Raw genomic sequence first — 17,884 nt, forward strand, 5'->3', positions numbered from 1 at the left:
TGATCAATAATTTAGAGCATGTACAATTTTTTAGAGTAACGGATGTATAATTTTTATTCACATTTCTTCATTTCGCTTGCGGAGCCGGTATTCGTTCGGCGGAATTTGATATACTTTTTTAAATTGCCGAATGAACGTATGCACCGTGTCATAGCCGCACTGCTCAGCAATATGCTGAATGGTTAGCTGATTGTTATCAAGCAGCTTTATCGCCTTCTGAATCCGTAATTTGCTAATATATTCGACAAAGCCGATTCCCAGGTGATTTTTAATGACAACACTTAAATAGGAGGAACTCATCGAAAGACGGTCTGCCAAAATATTCAGCGAAATCGGCTGATCGAAATGTTTGTCGATATATTCAATAATGACTTTCGTTGTCGAGCTTGTTTCCACAGGCTTTGTTTGCATCAGATCGATGATGACGGAACAGATCTTCAGGATGTACGTTTTTTTATCCTCCAAAAATTCATAGCTGTATAAGGTGATAAAAACATCCTCTTTGCAATGATGATTGATATCGATGCGATGCTCGATGGTAAACTTCATGATCGTGGACATCATGTTGGCGAAGATGGCATGAACCCAGTCCAGCGTAAACTGCTGATTCGCAATTAATTCGCCCAAAATGTCCTCCAGGCAGATTTCGATTCGATCCAGCCGTCCCTCTTGCAAATAATCGCTTATCTGATGAATCTTCTGAGAAAGCTGCTGGAGGGAGGGCGATTTGGAGAATGACATCCGCTCGTAATAAATGACGGCGTGCTTGCCATATATCGACTTATAGTCGATTGCCATCATCGCATGCGCATGGCAGGCATGGACGTGAGCGATGTCAGTAGCGATGTCGCTTACCCCGACGCATACGGTGAGTCCGCAATTGTCCCTGATGTCGTTTTGAATGTAATGAATCGTCTCCTCCAGCTTGCCTTGCCCGGCTTCATCCGGGACATCGTGGCAGATGAGGACAGTCACTCTTTCCAGCTGGGTGCTAATGATATGCGCGTTGAACTTAAGGGCAAAGGTCCACTTAATGGCGTTAAAAATGATCTTGTTCATGAAAAAGCGTTCATTGTTCGTCTTGGTAAGTAAGTACTGATAGTAGTCGTCGATTTGGAACACGATGACCTGATACCCGCCCCCGGTCAAATTGATTTCATACTGCCTCGACCTCTCCTCTAAATCCGCAAGTACCGGCTTACCGTTCAACAGGTCCGTAATCAGTCCAATGCGAAAATCGCCCAGATTCTGCCGGATCTTAAGGTCTTTCAGCTTGTCTTGTTCACGACGGATATAGCGGAAATACAGGGAAAGAAGTACAGTCAGGGCCAAACACAAAACAAGAATCAAGGTTTTGTATGCGGATTTGTCGGACAGCCCGTTTTCCAGCACGCTAGTGGGTAGAATCGTAAGCAGCTTCCATTTTCCTGCTTCCGATACGGAGGAAATCACGAAATGATCTTTAAGGAAAAAAGAAGATTGCTTGGTACTTAAGATTTGCTCGGCGTGCTCGGCATAGAACTGGCGAGACGCCTCGTTTTTGGCGAGCAGCACATGGTTATCCGCGTCCAGCCAAAGCAAATAATCGTCGCCTGCCATAATGGATTCGGCTACGTATTTTTCGTTCATGTTAATCGCAATGGCACCCTGCTTGTTGGTTGCAGGGATACCGGCAACCATGGAAATGACGCGCGCGCTGGACGGATTCGACTGCACTTCATTGCCAATCTGCCGATATTGCCACTGCACGCTGTTATTAGCGTAATCATACTGCTCGAACACTTGATGGTTCGGGAACTGCGGCAGTTCCGATAGCATAAAAGGAGTGGACAGCACCATATTGTTCCGCTTGTTATGCAAATACACCGATACGACGCCGGAACGGCTGTTGATGAATTCAATAAACGAAGCTTGAATTTGGCTGAGCCTGTACATTTCGGCAAATAGCTCTCTGGGATGGTTCAACCACTCCACCACATCCTGGTTTAGCAAAGTTTGCCTATAAAGCGCTTGCATTTGGTCTGAAAATAAATAGAGCGAAGAATAAGCCTTTTCGTGATTTTTTTGAAAATAATACGTTCTCTCATCTATATAATCTGAACGGACGCTACGGTCATATAGAAAGACAGACGCAATGGAGGTAATGAGAAACAGAAGTGAAAGCATGAATACCGACCGGTCCTTCAGACGGTGTATTAGCAAGTTGGGTTTCAATGAATGATCCTCTCTTTCTTGTGCTTTCATCATTATATCAAAAAATATCCATTCCTGAACCACAAAAAATGTACAATTCCCAATAAAGTAACCATGGGCCAGTGAAGGCTTCCCTCCTATAATCAAACCATATCAAAGTTAAGGGGGAGATAGGATGAGAGCGTCAATTCAAACGACTGCCGGTTTGAAGAAGCGGACCGGTAAACTGAGCGCATGCTTTATCGCACTGAACAAGTACAAATATTTGTATATGCTGCTGCTGCCTGGGTTCGTCTGGTATTTCATTTACAAATATTTGCCGATGTATGGATTGATCATCGCGTTTAAGGATTTTAATTTTTCAAAAGGAATATGGAACAGCCCCTGGGTAGGACTGAAGCATTTTGAATTTTTATTTTCCTATCCGGATTTTTACCGCATCGTCAAAAATACGATTTTAATGAACTTGTATGAACTTATTTTTTCATTCCCCGCGCCGATTTTGCTGGCTTTGCTGCTCAATGAAATCAAAAGCATGGCCTTCAAGCGATCGATTCAAACCGTGGTTTACTTTCCTCACTTTTTATCCTGGGTCGTGTTCGGCGGCATTGTCATTCAGATGCTTTCGCCTAACGATGGATGGGTAAATCATCTTCGCGGATGGTTTGGACTGGAGCCTATTCACTATATGGTCATGTCCGACTATTTCCGCCCGATTGTGATTTTATCCCTTATCCTCAAGGAAAGCGGCTGGGGGGCAATTATTTATTTGGCTGCCTTGTCGGGGATTGACCCAGAGCAGTATGAAGCAGCTACGATAGACGGCGCCACCCGGTGGCAGAAGCTGATTTATATTACGCTGCCCGGCATTCGCAATACGATCGTATTGCTGTTCATTCTCAAAATCGGCACCATGCTGGACTTTGGCTTCGAGCAAATTTATGTGCTGTATAATCCTTCGGTTTACGACGTGGGCGATGTACTCAGTACGTATATATACCGCATTGGACTGCAGGATGCCCGGTTCAGCCTGACGACGGCCATCGGCTTGTTCCAATCGGCCATCGGCTTTATTCTCATCTGGACCGCAAACCGTATTGCCCGGCGTTATAGCGATAACGCATTGTGGTAGAAATTCAAGGGAAGAAGGGAGACAGATACCATGACAAAATCCTATAATGTCGGAAGCTTTGCCATCGGGTTAGTGCTGCTGGCGTTTGCCGTGCTTACTTTTCTGCCGTTTTACTACGTTGTTCTCACATCCATCAGCGACCCGCTGTTGGTTCGTGAAGGGCAGCTGCTGCTTTGGCCCAAAGGTTTTGATTTGACGGCTTACCAAATTATTTTGCATAATGACCGGTTTGTGACGTCGTTTATCAATACGATTAACCGGACATTCCTTGGGATCACGACTAATTTGGCGCTGCAGCTTAGCTTTGCCTATGCGCTATCCAAGCGGTATTTGCCGGGACAAAAGCTGTTTATGCTGTACATTATTATTACGATGCTGTTTAATGGCGGCATTATCCCTACTTACTTAATTGTCAAAGGGACTGGGCTTATTGACACCATTTGGGCGCTGGTCATTCCTTCAGCTATCAGCACCTGGAATGTCATCTTGCTGAAATCTTTTTTTGAAAATGTGCCGGCCAGTTTGGAGGAATCGGCTAAAATCGACGGGGCCAACGATTGGACCATCTTCTACCGCATTTATCTTCCGCTGTCTACGGCTTCCGTAGCGACAATCGGCTTGTTCGTCGCCGTGCACCATTGGAATACGTACATGGATGCTGTAGTATACATTAACTCTACCAAGCTGCAGGTGCTGCAAATTTTTCTGCGCGATATGGTCGTGCAGCTCGAAATGGCGGCGGTGCTCGGCGATGTGGGTACCCTAGACAATACATCCAGCCTATCCGTGCGTACGGCTTCGATCTTCCTGGTCGCTTTGCCGGTCATTATCGTATATCCGTTTATTCAGAGGTATTTTGTTAAGGGCGTCATGCTGGGGGCGGTAAAGGGATAGCAGGTCCCAATGGGGCGTGTAGGGAACACTAGCACTGCTCCTTTGCCTTATAGAAGCGCTGACTATAGTTATACTATGTTTTTTTCCACACGATAAAGAAGCTTGGCCGTTGGAATGCCCGCTTTCTGCACGATGTCAGTCATAACCACCGGCTTAGCCGGTGGCTTCCATCAGCCCTATAAGGGCATGGTACTAGCACGCGCCTAAGAAGGCGCACTGAAAGTCTGCCAACCGCGAGCGGTCCCGGGCTTGCCCCTCAAAGGGGCTCTTTTATTTGCCCTTTCCTACCGACTCACCCGTAAACGGGTCGAACAATTCTTTCATCGTGATTTGTTCGTAGTTCTTATCCTCTGTTAGTTGATTTCGAATGTATTCGGCTATCGCTTTCCTGTTTCGCCCTACCGTATCCACAAAATAGCCTCTGCACCAAAATTGCCGATTTCCGTATCGATACTTCAGGTTCGCAAATTTATCGAAGATCATCAGCGAACTTTTTCCCTTTAAGTACCCCATAAACTCCGATACACTCAGTTTCGGTGGAATACTCACCAACATATGGATGTGATCCGGGCACGCTTCCGCTTCGTGAATCTCCACCCCTTTGCGCTCACACAACTCCCGGATGATCTTTCCGATCTCTCTTTTTAATTTCCCATAGATGACTTGCCGTCTATATTTCGGTGCAAATACAATATGGTATTTGCAGTTCCAGCGGGTATGTGCTAGACTGCTCTTATCCATTCCCTTGTCCTCCTTGATTTGATGTTGCGGTTGGCAGACCGGCTATCATCTTATCATAAAGGTCAAGGGATTTTTACTCATAGCTATAAGCTTTCCCGAACCCCCAGTCGAACTGGGGGTTTTCTTAGACAAGAAGAGCCTGCCATTGCCGGCAGGCCCTTTCAACAACGTTTTTACCGCTTCGCCTTATAAAACTCATGGTACAGCTTCATCAGCGCCCGCTTCTCAATTCGTGACACATACGAGCGGCTGATCCCGAGCTCCTTGGCAATCTCCCGCTGGGTTCGTTCCTCCCCGCCGTGTTCGAGGCCGAAGCGGCCGACGACGACTTCCTTCTCACGGTCATCCAAAATATCCAAATTTTTATATATTTTGCTTTTTTCGATTTTCAGCTGCACTTTATCTACGACATCGTCGGCTTCCGTGCCAAGAATATCGATGAGCGTAATCTCATTTCCCTCCTTGTCCGTTCCGATCGGGTCATGCAGCGAGACGTCTTTGCGCGTTTTCTTCAGGGAACGCAAGTGCATCAAAATTTCATTTTCTATACATCGGGCCGCGAACGTAGCCAGCTTGGTGCCTTTGTCCGGGCTGAACGATTCAATCGCTTTGATCAAACCGATGGTTCCTATGGAGATCAAGTCCTCCAAATCTTCGCCCGTATTATCGAATTTTTTGACGATATGGGCGACGAGCCGCAGGTTATGCTCGATAAGCAGGTTGCGGGAATGCTGATTGCCTTGCGCCATTTGCCGCAAATGTTTATCTTCTTCCGCTTCGGACAGCGGCTGGGGAAAAGCGTTGTTTTTGACGTATGAAACCAGTAGCATTAACTCTTTGATGAACAGGGCTATCGCTGAAAAGAAGCCGGGCATAGCTGCCACCCCCTACAAGTTTTGCGGAGCAAAACTGCTTCGGAAGCCTCCGCTTATGAGATCAGTATCATTTTATGTAGGCGATGGCCTATAAGTGCCTGTACGCAGCAAATAAACGCGCGGCCAACGAATCGGGCAATGCGTTGAAGCGTCTCTCATCTCGACCCTACGGGCTGTCTTAAACTGCCGATGAAGCCAGAAGACCCCCGGCGTTTGCCGGAGGCCTCCTATGTTCATTTAAACTTTGAACTTCTTGATAAGCTGCTGCAGTTCCTCGGCCATAGTCGCCAAGGATGTAGTGGTTGCCGATACTTCCTCCATCGTAGCCAGTTGTTCCTCTGTGGCCGAAGAGACATTCTGCGCGGTTGCCGCCGCTGTATGAGTCGTTTCCTTAATCGTCTGGACGACGCGGATAATTTGTTCGGTGCCGGCCGACATTTGCTGTGCCGCAGCCGAAACCTCCTGAATTTGACCCACTACGTCGTCGGTAGAGCGGGTGATCGTTTCAAAAGAGCTGCCGGCGGCCGTCACTACCTTCAGCCCCGCGGATACCTCGGTTTTGGCCGTTTGCATGGACCCGGCTATGCTTAACGTTTCTTCTTGAATTTTGGAGATCAGCTCCTCGATTTGCTGCGCCGATAGAGCCGACTGTTCGGCCAGCTTACGGATCTCGCCGGCGACCACGGCAAAGCCGCGTCCGTGTTCTCCCGCTCTCGCCGCTTCGATACCCGCATTCAGCGACAGAAGGTTCGTCTGTGTGGCTATCGCCGTCATCACATTAACAATATGGCCGATTTGATCGGACCGGCTGCTGAGAACCTGCACCGTATCCGATAGCTTGCCGACAATGCGATCAATCGAGTTCATCTGCTGTAAAGCGCCTTGAATGGCTTCGTTGCCTTCATTAGCCATATGCGATGTCGCAATGGAAGTCTGCGAAGCCGCTTGGACGCTTAGAGCAATTTGCCGTATGCCGGAAGACATGTCGCTGATGGTCGCGTACACCTCTTCCGCACTCTCCATTTGTTTATCCGCATCCGTTGCCAGCGCTTCGATATTCTGGACGATATGCTCGGTAGCTTTTGTCGTGTGATCGGCGCTGGCGGACATTTCCTCCGATGCTGCAGCCAGCAGCTCGGAATTTTCTCTGATTCGGCTGACGACATCCCGCAAGCCGTGCATCATCGAATTAAAGGAATGGCTGAGCTGCCCCATCTCATCTTTGGATGTATAGCGGCTGGAGACGGATAAATTGCCATTCTCGGCCTCCCGCATCAATCGTTGAAGCTCCTTGACCGGCGAGACGATCAAACGGTAAATGAAAAATCCGATGCCGGCGCAGATGACGACGCATAATGCAATGGCCCCCGATATAATCATGACGGCCGAGCGTAAACTGTTCGCATTGGCATGATTCAGGTCGCCCGCTTGCTGATCGTTATAGGCGGTGAGCTGATCTACTATTGCGCTCAAATCGGTTCGAATTGGCTTGACGGTATTCGTGAACTGCTCGTAAGCCTGATCATTTTTATTGGCAAGAGCCAAATCGACCGTCTTTTGCAGCTCCGCTGTATATTTCGCATTGAGTTCGCGGTACTTTTTTAACAAATCCTTCACATAATCGCTTCCGCGCTCTTCGTAGTCGCTGATGATCGCCTCATTGCTGCTTTGGTTGGTTTGAATGTTCTCGACCAGCTTTTGAGTACGCAACGGGTCTTCGGTTACCAGCATCTCCATGATGGAAGTATCGTTTTTGCGGTTATTGATTTGAATCGTCTGAATCTGTTTGATCGGAATTAATCGGTCGTTGTACATCATATCCGTATTTTCCGCCATATCCTTAATATACAAGTAGCCTGTCGCTCCGACGATAATGATAAATAACACGGCGACGACATTCAGAAACCGCAGTTTGTTTCCGATAGTTATATTTTTTAGCATCACGCAACCTGCTCCTTTTCATTATTTTCCTTGTAAGCCCGGATCGGCGATCTGAACGATATTATTGCTCCGAGGCCGGTCTATAGGCAGACGAAATCCTGCAAATATGGGGAAGCTCGACCACCATTTCGATTAATTGATGGACAGGAATCGGCCTGGAAAATAAATATCCCTGCGCCTCGTCGCACTCGTTTTTCGTTAAAAAATGGTAATGCTCGATCGTTTCAATGCCTTCGGCCACCACATTCGTTTCCAGCGACTTTAATAAGGATACGATGCTCGAGAAAATTTTGGCGTTTCGATCATTGACCGTAAGGGTATTCACAAACGTTTTATCCAGCTTTACCGTATCGATGGCGTATTTTTGAATAAAGCTCAGCGACGAGTAGCCGGCTCCGAAATCGTCCAGCGAAACTTGAATGCCTAACCCTTTCAGCTCGTCCAGAAAATATCTCATCTTCTCCTCGGAGTTATACAGCGCCGATTCGGTGATTTCCAGCTCGAGCCTGCGGGGATCGAACCGCTCCGCCTCCAATATTTGCTTGATGGTGGCAACGAACTCCTGGTTCATAATCTGTACGACGGATACATTTACCGATAAATTAAAGTCCCAAGCCTCGGCGAGCGGCTTGATTTCCCGGCAAGCGGTTTGCAGCGCCCATTTCCCCAGCTCGACGATCAGTCCCGATTCCTCGGCAATGGGGATAAATTCGCCTGGCGGAACAATCCCCCAAGATGGATGCTTCCAGCGCAATAAGGCTTCGACGCAGGTGACTCTTTGGTTTTTGATATCGTACCGCGGCTGATATTCCAAATAAAATTGCTTGCCTGCAATGGCCTGCTGAATATCGCGGACCAGCGTAAAGCGCTTTAACGTTACCTCATCATTCAAATGAGAATAGATGGAAATTTTTCGTTTACCGGCTGCCTTGGCGTTATATAAAGCGATGTCCGCATGTTTGAATAACTGCATGGGAGCGGTTTCTTGACCGATCGAGCTGCATATTCCGACGCTGGCTGCAATGTACAGCTCAAACTCATTGACGTGCAGCGGCTTTAGCAGCTGCTCCAGCAGCTCTTCCGCAACCCGGAGAATGCTGGGATATCCGGCGTCGTCAGGAGCTATTACGGCGAACTCGTCGCCTCCTATTCTCGAAACGAATAAATCCGAAGACGAGCAAACCCTCAGCAGAAGATGGGAGAACTCCTTCAGCAGCTCGTCGCCGATATCGTGTCCAAGCGTATCGTTAATCGTTTTGAAGCCGTCCAGATCGATCAGCGCTAAGGTTGCCGTCCGCCGCTCACTGTAATATTCGGCGTTTTTTTGCTCGAAATACCGCCTGTTGGGCAATCCGGTCAGATAGTCGTAGTAAGCCAGCCGTTCAATTTGTTCAATGTAGTTTTTCAATTCGGTAATATCTCGGGCGATTCCGTATACGCCGGTAATTTGCCCGTCGATATAAATCGGGATATTAATGATATGCGTATGCCGGATTTGACCTGATCTATGTATCACTCTTGCCTCGTAAGAGCAGTGGCGTCCGTACGTTTTCGCTTCGTTAAAGTTTTGCAAAGTCATCGTCAAATCGTCCGGATGGATGAATTTCTCAAAATTCATATGGATCAGCTCGTCAAAGCTGTAGCCGAGCGTGTCCGTAACGGCCGGGTTCATACTGTCGAAATGTCCGTCCAAATCAAAGGAGTAAATCAAGTTGGTATTGTATTCAAAGAGCGAGCGGTATTTTTGCTCACTCATATGAAGCTCTCGCTGCATATGGATGGAATCGGAAACGTCGATCATCGTTCCATAAATGGTCACCTCATCGTCTTGACGGTTCATTTTTGCAAACACTTCAACATAAATCGAATGCCCGCCGCGATGATAACACTCGATCATGTAACGGTCTTGGGCTTGTTTTTTGCCGGAACCAACCTGTTTCTTCTGCCGGAATAAGGTGCGATACGATTCTAACGGCATCAAATCCTGTAAAGACCGGTGATTGGCATAAAAATCCTCTACAGAAGCGTAGCCGAATAAGGAAGTGAACGCATTATTGACAAATGTTAACGCTTCATTATGGATAAAAAACATTCCGGCAATGGAGTCTTCCACTAAATGTTTATAATCAACCATCTTTGCTCCTTTAGAAGAAATAGGTTTTTCAGTTAAAAAATAAAACACCACCCGAACGGATGATGTCCATAGAACATCCATTTCGGCGGCTTGGCGACCTTAGAACGGATGTTCCTTAGGCCCATAGCTTTGCGTCCCTTTCTTTCAAAAGGTTTGCCTTTATCGTTAGATAAATGATGATAATTTAGGTATATAGAACTATTTCAATAATCGAAAATACCTAATTGCATAGTGTTGTAAAACCATTATATTCACAATATATAAATTTTTCAACAGGTTGTTACATAATAGCCGGAAATTTACTCGGATTTTGTCGAAAAAAACTCCCAACCTCTCAAACGAGGCGGGAGTTTCGATAATAGCGGATTGCTCTAACCGGCCGCAACGCCGGCCCGCGTGAACGCTTCGGGAGGCGCCTGCAGCTCGGACAAGGCGGAGCGCAGCAGCTCCTTCATGCGGTCGTGCAGCTCGGGCGAGCTGCCGAGGAGATCATGCTCCTGCCAAAGATCCCGCTCCGTATCATAGAGCTCGGTAGCATAGCCGGCTTTTCGGAAGCTGGCGAATTCAGGCGGGAACTTGACCTCGTATTTCCATACGACAGCGTCGGTATAGGGCAGGAACCGTCCGGCTTCCACCTGCTCCGGCACATAACCGGGAAGGAAGAACGCCGCCGGATTAATGTACATCGTAGAGTAGTTGTATAAAGGCACGCTCTCGTCCGGAGCGACATGATACGTATGCCTGCCGTCGGTGATGTTAAGCGCGCCGCCGAAATAACCGTACAGCGCCCAGTCTCTTACCTTATCCGTCTCTCCCCTCAGCAGCGGAAGCAGACTGCGCCCGTGCCCGAGACGCTGCGGTTCTCCGATCGCTTCCATGATCGTCGCGTATATATCGACGGTCGAGGTCAAGGCCGGAATCCGGCTGCCCTGCTGCGCCGCCTGCGGATGCCAGATCATCAGCGGAATATGGGCCAGCACGTTGTAATTATTGTAAGCGGGCTTGCCGATCAGATTGCGCTCGCCCAGATAGTGGCCGTGATCCGATGTGACGATGACCATCGTCGAATCCCACAGCCCGTGCTCGTCGAGCTTATCCAGCACCTTGCCGAGGTATTTGTCGGTCAGCGACAGCTTGGCCGCATACTGCGACCGGACAAAAGCAAGCTGCCGCTCGCTCAATTGCCCGTGCCCCTTGTCGGTGCGTCCCGAGTGAGCCCATACCGGCAGATCGGGATCATGGGTATCCTCATCCGTATACATGCCGGCAACGCTGTCGGGATTATGGAACGGCTCATGCACATCGAAGCTGTCGATGACGAGCATAAACCGGTCATGCATATGATTGTCCTCCAGCCACTGCTCGGCGCATGTAAACACTCTCGGAGCGAAGAAATCCTCCTCCCGGCGGAAATTTCTGACGTTCTTCGCGTAGATCGCCCGATTGAACGGCTTCGGCGCCCCCTCTCGATAGCTGATTTGCTTCAGGAAAGGCTCGTCTTCCGCTTGCAGAGGAGCCGTTTTCCAAGGGTCCAGCTCATGTCCGCGCACCAGCTCGAACCCGTGATAGTCGTCATAATAGCCGTGGCTGTAGCCGAGAAAGAAATGAAACTGGTCGCTGATAAACTGAGAGACGTACCCGTTGCGGTTCGCAGCGCGCGCAACCGGCAGATCGAAGGGCTCCACCGGTCCCCATGACCGCCACAGAAACTCCTGCGTGCCGGTATACAGCTCCCTCCTGGCCGGCATGCACGGCAAGCTGCCTGAATAGTGCCGGTCAAACACGGCCGAACGGGCCGCCAACCGGTCCAAATTCGGCGTCAGAACATCCAGTCCGGCCGGTTGGCCGTATGCTTTCAAATAATGCCGATTCAAGCTGTCCAGCGTAATCAAGATTACATTCATGAACGATCGTTCCTCCTATGGCCGTTCAGCGGTCCGTAAGGCCGCCGAACGGCGTTCATTCAACCTGCTTGCAATGCCGAAGCTCTGGTCTTACTTCGCCGAGCTTTTCCAGCTGTCCAGCTGCTTCTGCTTCTCGGAAATAATCTTATCGATTCCCGCCGCTTTCAGTCTTGAGATAAACGTAGGCAGCGTCTTTTCCGGATCGAGCGTTCCCGTCTCCAGGCCGGCTTTGAACTGCTGCAATACGTTGTTTACGGCGCCGACCTCGGTTTTCACCGGCGTCGCGTCGAAGGTAAAGCCGAGGGCGACCGACTTTTTCGCTTTCTTGTTAAACTCGTCGGTTTTTTGCCAAATATCCGGCAGCTGATTCGGCCAAGTGTAGTTCAGGAATTGGTTGCCGAACATAAAGCTGATATTGCCTGTGTTATAGCTCACCGATTTGACGTCGACACCCGGCGGATAATCGATAACATTGTCCGATTTCTTCACATAATGGGTGCCCTCGATGCCCCAGTTCAGCAAATTCACCAGTTCCTTGTCCGAATAGAGCAGATTGATCAGCATCATCGCCTTCTCCGGATTTTGCGAGCCTCTCGGTATGGCGTGCATAAAGTTCGTCACATGCGAGGTCGTCGATACCGCGTCGGTCAGCGGTACGGTCACCATCGGCATTCCCGTTCTAAGGCTTTGCGATTCGGCGGAGCCGACCTTCATTACGTTGAAGAATGAGAATGCCTTGTTCGCCTTAACTACGTCGTAAGGCTGCTCTGTCGAGGTGGCCGCATCGCGGGAGAAATACCCGGCCTCGTACCATTTTCTCATCGTCTTCAGCAGATCGGCGTATTCGGCGCTTTCGTACAGGTTCTCCACCTTAAGGCCGTTGTCGTAGTTAGGCAGCACGCCCAGCTTGTCGACCAGCACGTCGTCTTTGAGCAGGTTGTCTACCGGCGTCGAAGCGGTCGATGTCACGATAGGGATGAGCTGAGGCTCGTTCTTCTTGATCGTGGCGAATACCGCGTCCAGGTCCTGGACGGTCTTAATCGCGCCGAGATCGATCTTGTATTTATCAATCATATCTTTGCGCATTACGATGCCGCCCTGCGTAGCCAAATCCTTGTTGGTCGGAATCGCGTACTGCTTGCCGGACACTTTGCCCGCATTCAAGTAAGCCGGGTCCATCAGCTTCGTAATATCTTTGCCGTACTTGGCCAGCAAGTCGTCCAGCGGCAGGAAATGGCCGGCGGACACTTGGGCGGAGAAGTTGTAGATGGAGGAGGCCATAAAGACGTCGATTTTCTCCTGGCTCGTCAGCGCCAGATTCGTCTGCTGAGCCCACGCCCCGGCGCTGATCGGCTGCAGCTTCACCGTGGCGTTAATTTTTTTCTTCGTAATTTCGCTCATCGCTTCGGACACTTTTTTCGTATCGGCGGATTCATTGCCCATGTACACCAGCGTCACTTCGTAAGGCTTTCCGCCGTCGTTCGAGGCTGCGGCTCCGCTCGCGCCTTGCTTCGCTCCATCGGATGCGGAGCCTCCGCCTCCCGAACATCCCGCCGCCACGACCGATAAAGCCAAGGGAAGCGCCAACCATACCCGCAATTTTTTATTCATGTAAAACCCTCCTCATAGTTATCTCTGTATATGCTTTAACCGATAATATCGGGCCAAGCCTTACCCTTTGACGGCTCCGACCGTCAGACCCTTGACGAAGAAGCCTTGGAAAAACGGATAAATCAGCAAGATCGGCACGATCCCGACAACCGCGATGGCGAAGCGGATTGACTGGGTAGGAATCGCTGCGGTCATTTCCCCTTGCGCCGAGCCGAGATCCATCTGAGACAAGTACTGGGCGTCCAGCAAAATCCGGTTGAGCAAGTTCTGAATGCTGAAGAGCCGGCTGTCCGTCAGGAAGATGAGACCGTTAAACCAATCGTTCCAATAATGGATCGTCTGGAACAAGCCGACGGTCGCCAAGATGGGCAAGGACAACGGAAGTACGATCTGGCCGAAAATTCGCAGCTCGCCCGCGCCGTCGATTTTCCCGGATTCGATAACCTCGTTCGGAATCGTCGTCTGGAAAAACGTCCGGGTAATCATCACGAAGAACGCATTGGTCAGGCCGATGGGAATAATGAGCGACCAGATCGTGTTTTTCAGCTCGAACAGCTTCGTATAGACGAGATACAGAGGGACCAGTCCGCCGTTGAACAGCATGGTGAAGAAGATGAAGAAGGCGAAGAACTGGCGCAGGGGCAGTTCCTTGCGCGATAGCGGGTAAGCGAGCAGCGTCGTAATAGCGAGACTGGCCGCCGTTCCGATGATCGTGACGATGATGGTTACGCCGTAAGCCCGCGCCAGCTTGGCGGCGTCATTCCACAAATAATGATACGCTTCGGTGCTGAACTCGGACGGAATAAACGTATATCCGTTCCGAATGATCGCATCCTGCGAGGTGAACGAAGCCGAGAACAGCAGGATGAAGGGCAGGATGCACAGGCAGGCCAGAACGATCATGAACAAGTTAATCAGCCATTGGTACACGTTTTCTTTCGTTTTCATGCGATCTCCTCCTGGCCGCCGTTAAAACAAGGCGTTGTCCTTATTGATTTTGCGGGTAATAAAATTAGCCGTTATGACCAGCACGAATCCTACCAACGATTGGTATACGCCCGCAGCCGAGGACATCGCCACATCGCCGAGATTGATCAAGGCGCGGAACACATAAGTGTCGATGACGTTCGTCGTATCGAGCAGCGCGCCCGAGTTGAGCGGCACCTGATAAAACAAGCCGAAGTCGGAATAAAAAATGCGGCCGATCTGCAGCAGCGTCATGATCATAATGACCGGCGTGATGAGCGGAATGGTAATGCTGCGAATTTGCTGCCATTTCGTAGCTCCGTCGATCGTAGCCGCCTCGTAATATTCTTTGTCGATCCCGATGATCGAGGCCAAATAAACGACGCACAGATAGCCTGCCTGCTTCCAGATGCTGACCAGCGGTAAAATGTACGGCCAATACTTCGGCTCGCTGTACCAGGAAATACCCTCAAGACCTAGCCAAGGCAATATCGTTTTATTGACGAAGCCGGTTTCCATATTCAGGAAGGCGTAAACCAAGTAGCCGATCATCACGGATGAAATCAGATGCGGCAGCAGTACAAAACTTTGATAGCTGCGTTTAAGCACCTTGTTTTTGACTTCGTTCAGAATAATGGCCGTCGCCAGAGCAGCCACGAGATTGAGCACAATAAACGCGCTATTGTACAAAATCGTATTTCTCGTAATGATCCAGGCATCTTCGGTCAGAAACAAATATTCGAAGTTTTTGAATCCGACCCATTCGCCCGCAAACAGCCCTTTTGCAAAATTGACCTCCTTGAAGGCGATCACAATGCCGAACATCGGCAAGTAATTGTTGATAATGAAATAGATCAGACCGGGCACCATCATAAGATAGAGAACCTGGTATTTGGAACAAGCTTTGAGCATCGACGCCAGCCCGGCCTTGCTGTCCGTGCGGCTTTCTTTTCTGCGCTGCTTTAACGCCTCAGCTGTATTCACTTGGGTTGCTCCTTCCTTCGTTTGGGATGTCTCTATTGTATAATGCCCGGCCTCCGCCATCTAACGCAATGCAGACCTGTCGTTGTAAAAATCCAGATATGATATGCTGCAAAACGACAAGCAGAAAGGCAGCCTATCCTGCGGCTTGTCTTAACAGCCCCTATGCGAACGTAAAAACCCCCGGCAGTGCCGGGGGCGCGTGTTGTACGGCTCAATGCTGTTTGCGGTAGCGGTCGACCCGTTCATCGCGAATCGTTCCGCTCCAGTTCAGTCCGTAAGCAAAATCATAGGCATGGCCGGCCGAATCGATATATACCTCCATATCATGCGGCACGTCCTCGCATTGCTCTTCCACCGTTTTCATATGAGCAGGCATTTGGAACGGCAGCAGTCCGCTCGGCTCGGCTCCTCCGGTCAATAGCTCCATAAGAGCCTCGTCCTGAATGCCGAAGTTCGCGATGATCGCGCTGGCTGCCGCCTCGAATTCCTCCAGGACGGCGGGATTAGACAGCGTGATCGAGACGACGACCGGCTTCTCCTGCATCAACTGCTTCGTCCGCAGCACCATGTCCAGGTCGCCTTCATTGGCTACGGTAATACGCTTCCCTCTGTAATTGCGGTCCGCCGTATCCCGAGGATCGCCGGCGATGCTCGATTCGCGGGCATGCTCCGCAGTGTACGGGCCGTACTGCAGGCTGATCGGCACGTAGCCCGTTCCTCCGGCTTCCGCGTCTGACCTGCTGTACCCCATCGAAGAGTGAGGATTTTCGATGCAGACAAGGGCAAAATCCGCTTCCTCCGCATGTTCCGTCACTTCAAAATACCGGCTGACCGTCTCCAGGTTAAGCGGATAGGCGTCCACGGCAGGCGTGGCCGTGCCGAACCAGTCCGTGCCGGCGGGAAGGCTCCGCTTCGGGATATATACTTTCCGGCGCTTAGGCAGCGGAAGCGTCTGCCGTTCATTCTTCAGCAATACGCATGATTTCAGCTGCGCTTCGAAGCCGGCGCGGACAAACTCCTCGCAGCCCGCTTGAGCGATCGTGTCCGCAACCTGCACGTACGGGTTCTCGAACAGTCCCAGCCGGAACAGGTTACGCAGCAGGCGGACGGCGGATTGCTCGAACCGGCTGCGCATGAAGGCTTCTCCATGCTCCGCTACCCCGATGCGATATGCCTCTACGATCGGTCCGGCCTGGTCGTTTCCGCCGAATTGGTCCACGCCGGCCATTAGCAGCTTATAATGCCTTTGAGCCACCGTATGCGACTCTTCCACTCCCCAGCAGCGTCCGCCCGGGAACAAGCGGTCGATCTCCGGCTCATCGGCCGTAATGCCCCAATCGGTGCAGACGACGCCGTCGTAGCCGGCCTCCCCGCGCAGTAAATCTTGGATCATATAAGAGCTGTAGCTATTTCCCACGTTTTCCCCGTTTTTCTTATCTTGGTCAAAAGAAATCGTATAATACGGCATGACCGCGGATGCTTGTTCCGTCTTGCCGCTCAACCGGAACGCTCCTTCCGTAAACGGGATCAGATGCTCGTTGAAGTTATTTCCGGGATATACGGCGTATTTGCCGTAGCCGAAATGCGCGTCGCGTCCGCCTTCACCCGATCCTCCGCCGGGCCAATGCTTCACCATTGCGTTAACGCTGTGATACCCCCAGCCGCCGGCAATTTCCGCTTCTCCTTCCGAGGTTTGGAAGCCGTCGATATAAGCTCGGCCCATGTCGGCCGAAAGCTGCGGATCTTCGCCGAACGTCATGCCGAAGCGGAACCAGCGCGGATCGGTCGCGATGTCCACCTGCGGAGACAGCGTGGTCGCCAGTCCGAGCAGGCGGTATTCCCGCGAAGCCACCTCGCCGAACCGTTTGGCAACCTCCGGATCGAACGTCGCCGCAAGCCCCATGGACTCGGGCCATACCGAGAGACCTCCGTTTCCGCCGCTGTTGAATTCGGCCGAGGAATCGCGTCCATGGCGCGGGTCCGAGCTGTTGTTGGCCGGAATGCCGAGAGGCTGTCCTTCGGCAAAGGCTTGCAGGCGATTGTTCCACCTTGCCGCCGTTTCCGGACTTTCCACCTTAGTGACCAGAACATGGCGGATATGATCCTTGGATAAGAAGGCCCGCTGCTGATCCGTCAGCTCCCAGGACGGCGCCCCGCTTTCCCTGAACCCGGCGCCCCCGTAAGTGGCCGGATTCCAACCCATGGCGCCGGGAATAGCCTGATGGGAGCTGTACAGCATCAAGCCGGCGATTTGTTCGATCGTCATCTTCGATGCCAAATCCTTGGCCCTTTCATCGGGCGACAGCCGCCAATCCTCATAGTCGTCCAGGTCGCCGTCCTTGCTATGATCTTTGAAGGCAAGGCCGTCCCGGTATAGGATGCGTACCCCGGAGGCTTCGCTATAGGCGAGCAAAGGCCCCCTTCGTTTTGCACATAACGGATAGCTTCGTCGTTCTGGTTAGAACTCATCGTAATCCCCCTTCTGAACTCATCGGTCACAGGCTCCGCA

At 50.7% G+C, this 17,884-nt stretch carries 11 protein-coding genes, 1 pseudogene and 1 riboswitch; of the genes and pseudogenes, 2 read left to right on the plus strand and 10 right to left on the minus strand.

The genetic code is table 11. The features are described from left to right. Positions 1 to 57: 57 nt before the first annotated feature. Entirely contained in the window at positions 58 to 2,016 is a 1,959-nt protein-coding gene (locus tag SK3146_RS08195; protein ID WP_249864620.1) for a helix-turn-helix transcriptional regulator, read from the minus strand. 352 nt (positions 2,017 to 2,368) lie between these two features. Here SK3146_RS08195 and SK3146_RS08200 point away from each other — a divergent pair, with 352 nt between their 5' ends. Further along, positions 2,369 to 3,325: an ABC transporter permease gene (locus SK3146_RS08200; protein ID WP_249864621.1), complete on the plus strand. Its 957-nt coding sequence runs from the start codon at positions 2,369 to 2,371 to the stop codon at positions 3,323 to 3,325. A gap of 30 nt (positions 3,326 to 3,355) precedes the next feature. Beyond that, on the plus strand, positions 3,356 to 4,219 hold the full coding sequence (locus SK3146_RS08205; RefSeq protein ID WP_249864622.1) for a carbohydrate ABC transporter permease: 864 nt from the start codon (positions 3,356 to 3,358) through the stop codon (positions 4,217 to 4,219). A gap of 270 nt (positions 4,220 to 4,489) precedes the next feature. Here the strand turns inward: SK3146_RS08205 and tnpA are convergent, their stop codons facing one another. From tnpA to SK3146_RS08250, 9 genes and pseudogenes are all read right to left on the minus strand, one after another. Beyond that, positions 4,490 to 4,960 (minus strand): IS200/IS605 family transposase, encoded by a 471-nt coding sequence (tnpA, locus tag SK3146_RS08210; protein WP_249860177.1) that lies wholly within the window; start codon positions 4,958 to 4,960, stop codon positions 4,490 to 4,492. 173 nt (positions 4,961 to 5,133) lie between these two features. After that, positions 5,134 to 5,835 (minus strand): RNA polymerase sporulation sigma factor SigK, encoded by a 702-nt coding sequence (gene sigK / locus SK3146_RS08215; RefSeq protein ID WP_249864623.1) that lies wholly within the window; start codon positions 5,833 to 5,835, stop codon positions 5,134 to 5,136. A 237-nt stretch (positions 5,836 to 6,072) separates the two neighbouring features. Next, positions 6,073 to 7,776 (minus strand): methyl-accepting chemotaxis protein, encoded by a 1,704-nt coding sequence (locus SK3146_RS08220; RefSeq protein WP_249864624.1) that lies wholly within the window; start codon positions 7,774 to 7,776, stop codon positions 6,073 to 6,075. 61 nt (positions 7,777 to 7,837) lie between these two features. Next, a complete protein-coding gene (locus SK3146_RS08225) occupies positions 7,838 to 9,910 on the minus strand; it encodes an EAL domain-containing protein (RefSeq protein WP_249864625.1) in 2,073 nt (690 codons plus the stop codon). Between the two features lie 81 nt (positions 9,911 to 9,991). After that, a riboswitch (cyclic di-GMP riboswitch) is annotated at positions 9,992 to 10,078 on the minus strand. 203 nt (positions 10,079 to 10,281) lie between these two features. Next, on the minus strand, positions 10,282 to 11,814 hold the full coding sequence (locus SK3146_RS08230) for a sulfatase (protein ID WP_249864626.1): 1,533 nt from the start codon (positions 11,812 to 11,814) through the stop codon (positions 10,282 to 10,284). A 90-nt stretch (positions 11,815 to 11,904) separates the two neighbouring features. Further along, positions 11,905 to 13,425 (minus strand): ABC transporter substrate-binding protein, encoded by a 1,521-nt coding sequence (locus SK3146_RS08235; protein ID WP_249864627.1) that lies wholly within the window; start codon positions 13,423 to 13,425, stop codon positions 11,905 to 11,907. Between the two features lie 60 nt (positions 13,426 to 13,485). Then, the gene (locus tag SK3146_RS08240; protein WP_249864628.1) at positions 13,486 to 14,373 is read right to left on the minus strand and encodes a carbohydrate ABC transporter permease; all 888 of its coding nucleotides are present in this window, start codon (positions 14,371 to 14,373) and stop codon (positions 13,486 to 13,488) included. A gap of 21 nt (positions 14,374 to 14,394) precedes the next feature. Further along, positions 14,395 to 15,303, minus strand: coding sequence for an ABC transporter permease (locus tag SK3146_RS08245; protein ID WP_249866225.1), 909 nt, complete (start codon positions 15,301 to 15,303; stop codon positions 14,395 to 14,397). Between the two features lie 283 nt (positions 15,304 to 15,586). Further along, a pseudogene (locus SK3146_RS08250) lies at positions 15,587 to 17,844 on the minus strand (glycoside hydrolase family 3 N-terminal domain-containing protein). Positions 17,845 to 17,884 lie beyond the last annotated feature (40 nt).

The sequence above is a fragment of the Paenibacillus konkukensis genome (assembly GCF_023523925.1).
Classification (GTDB): Bacteria; Bacillota; Bacilli; order Paenibacillales; family NBRC-103111; genus Paenibacillus_S; species Paenibacillus_S doosanensis.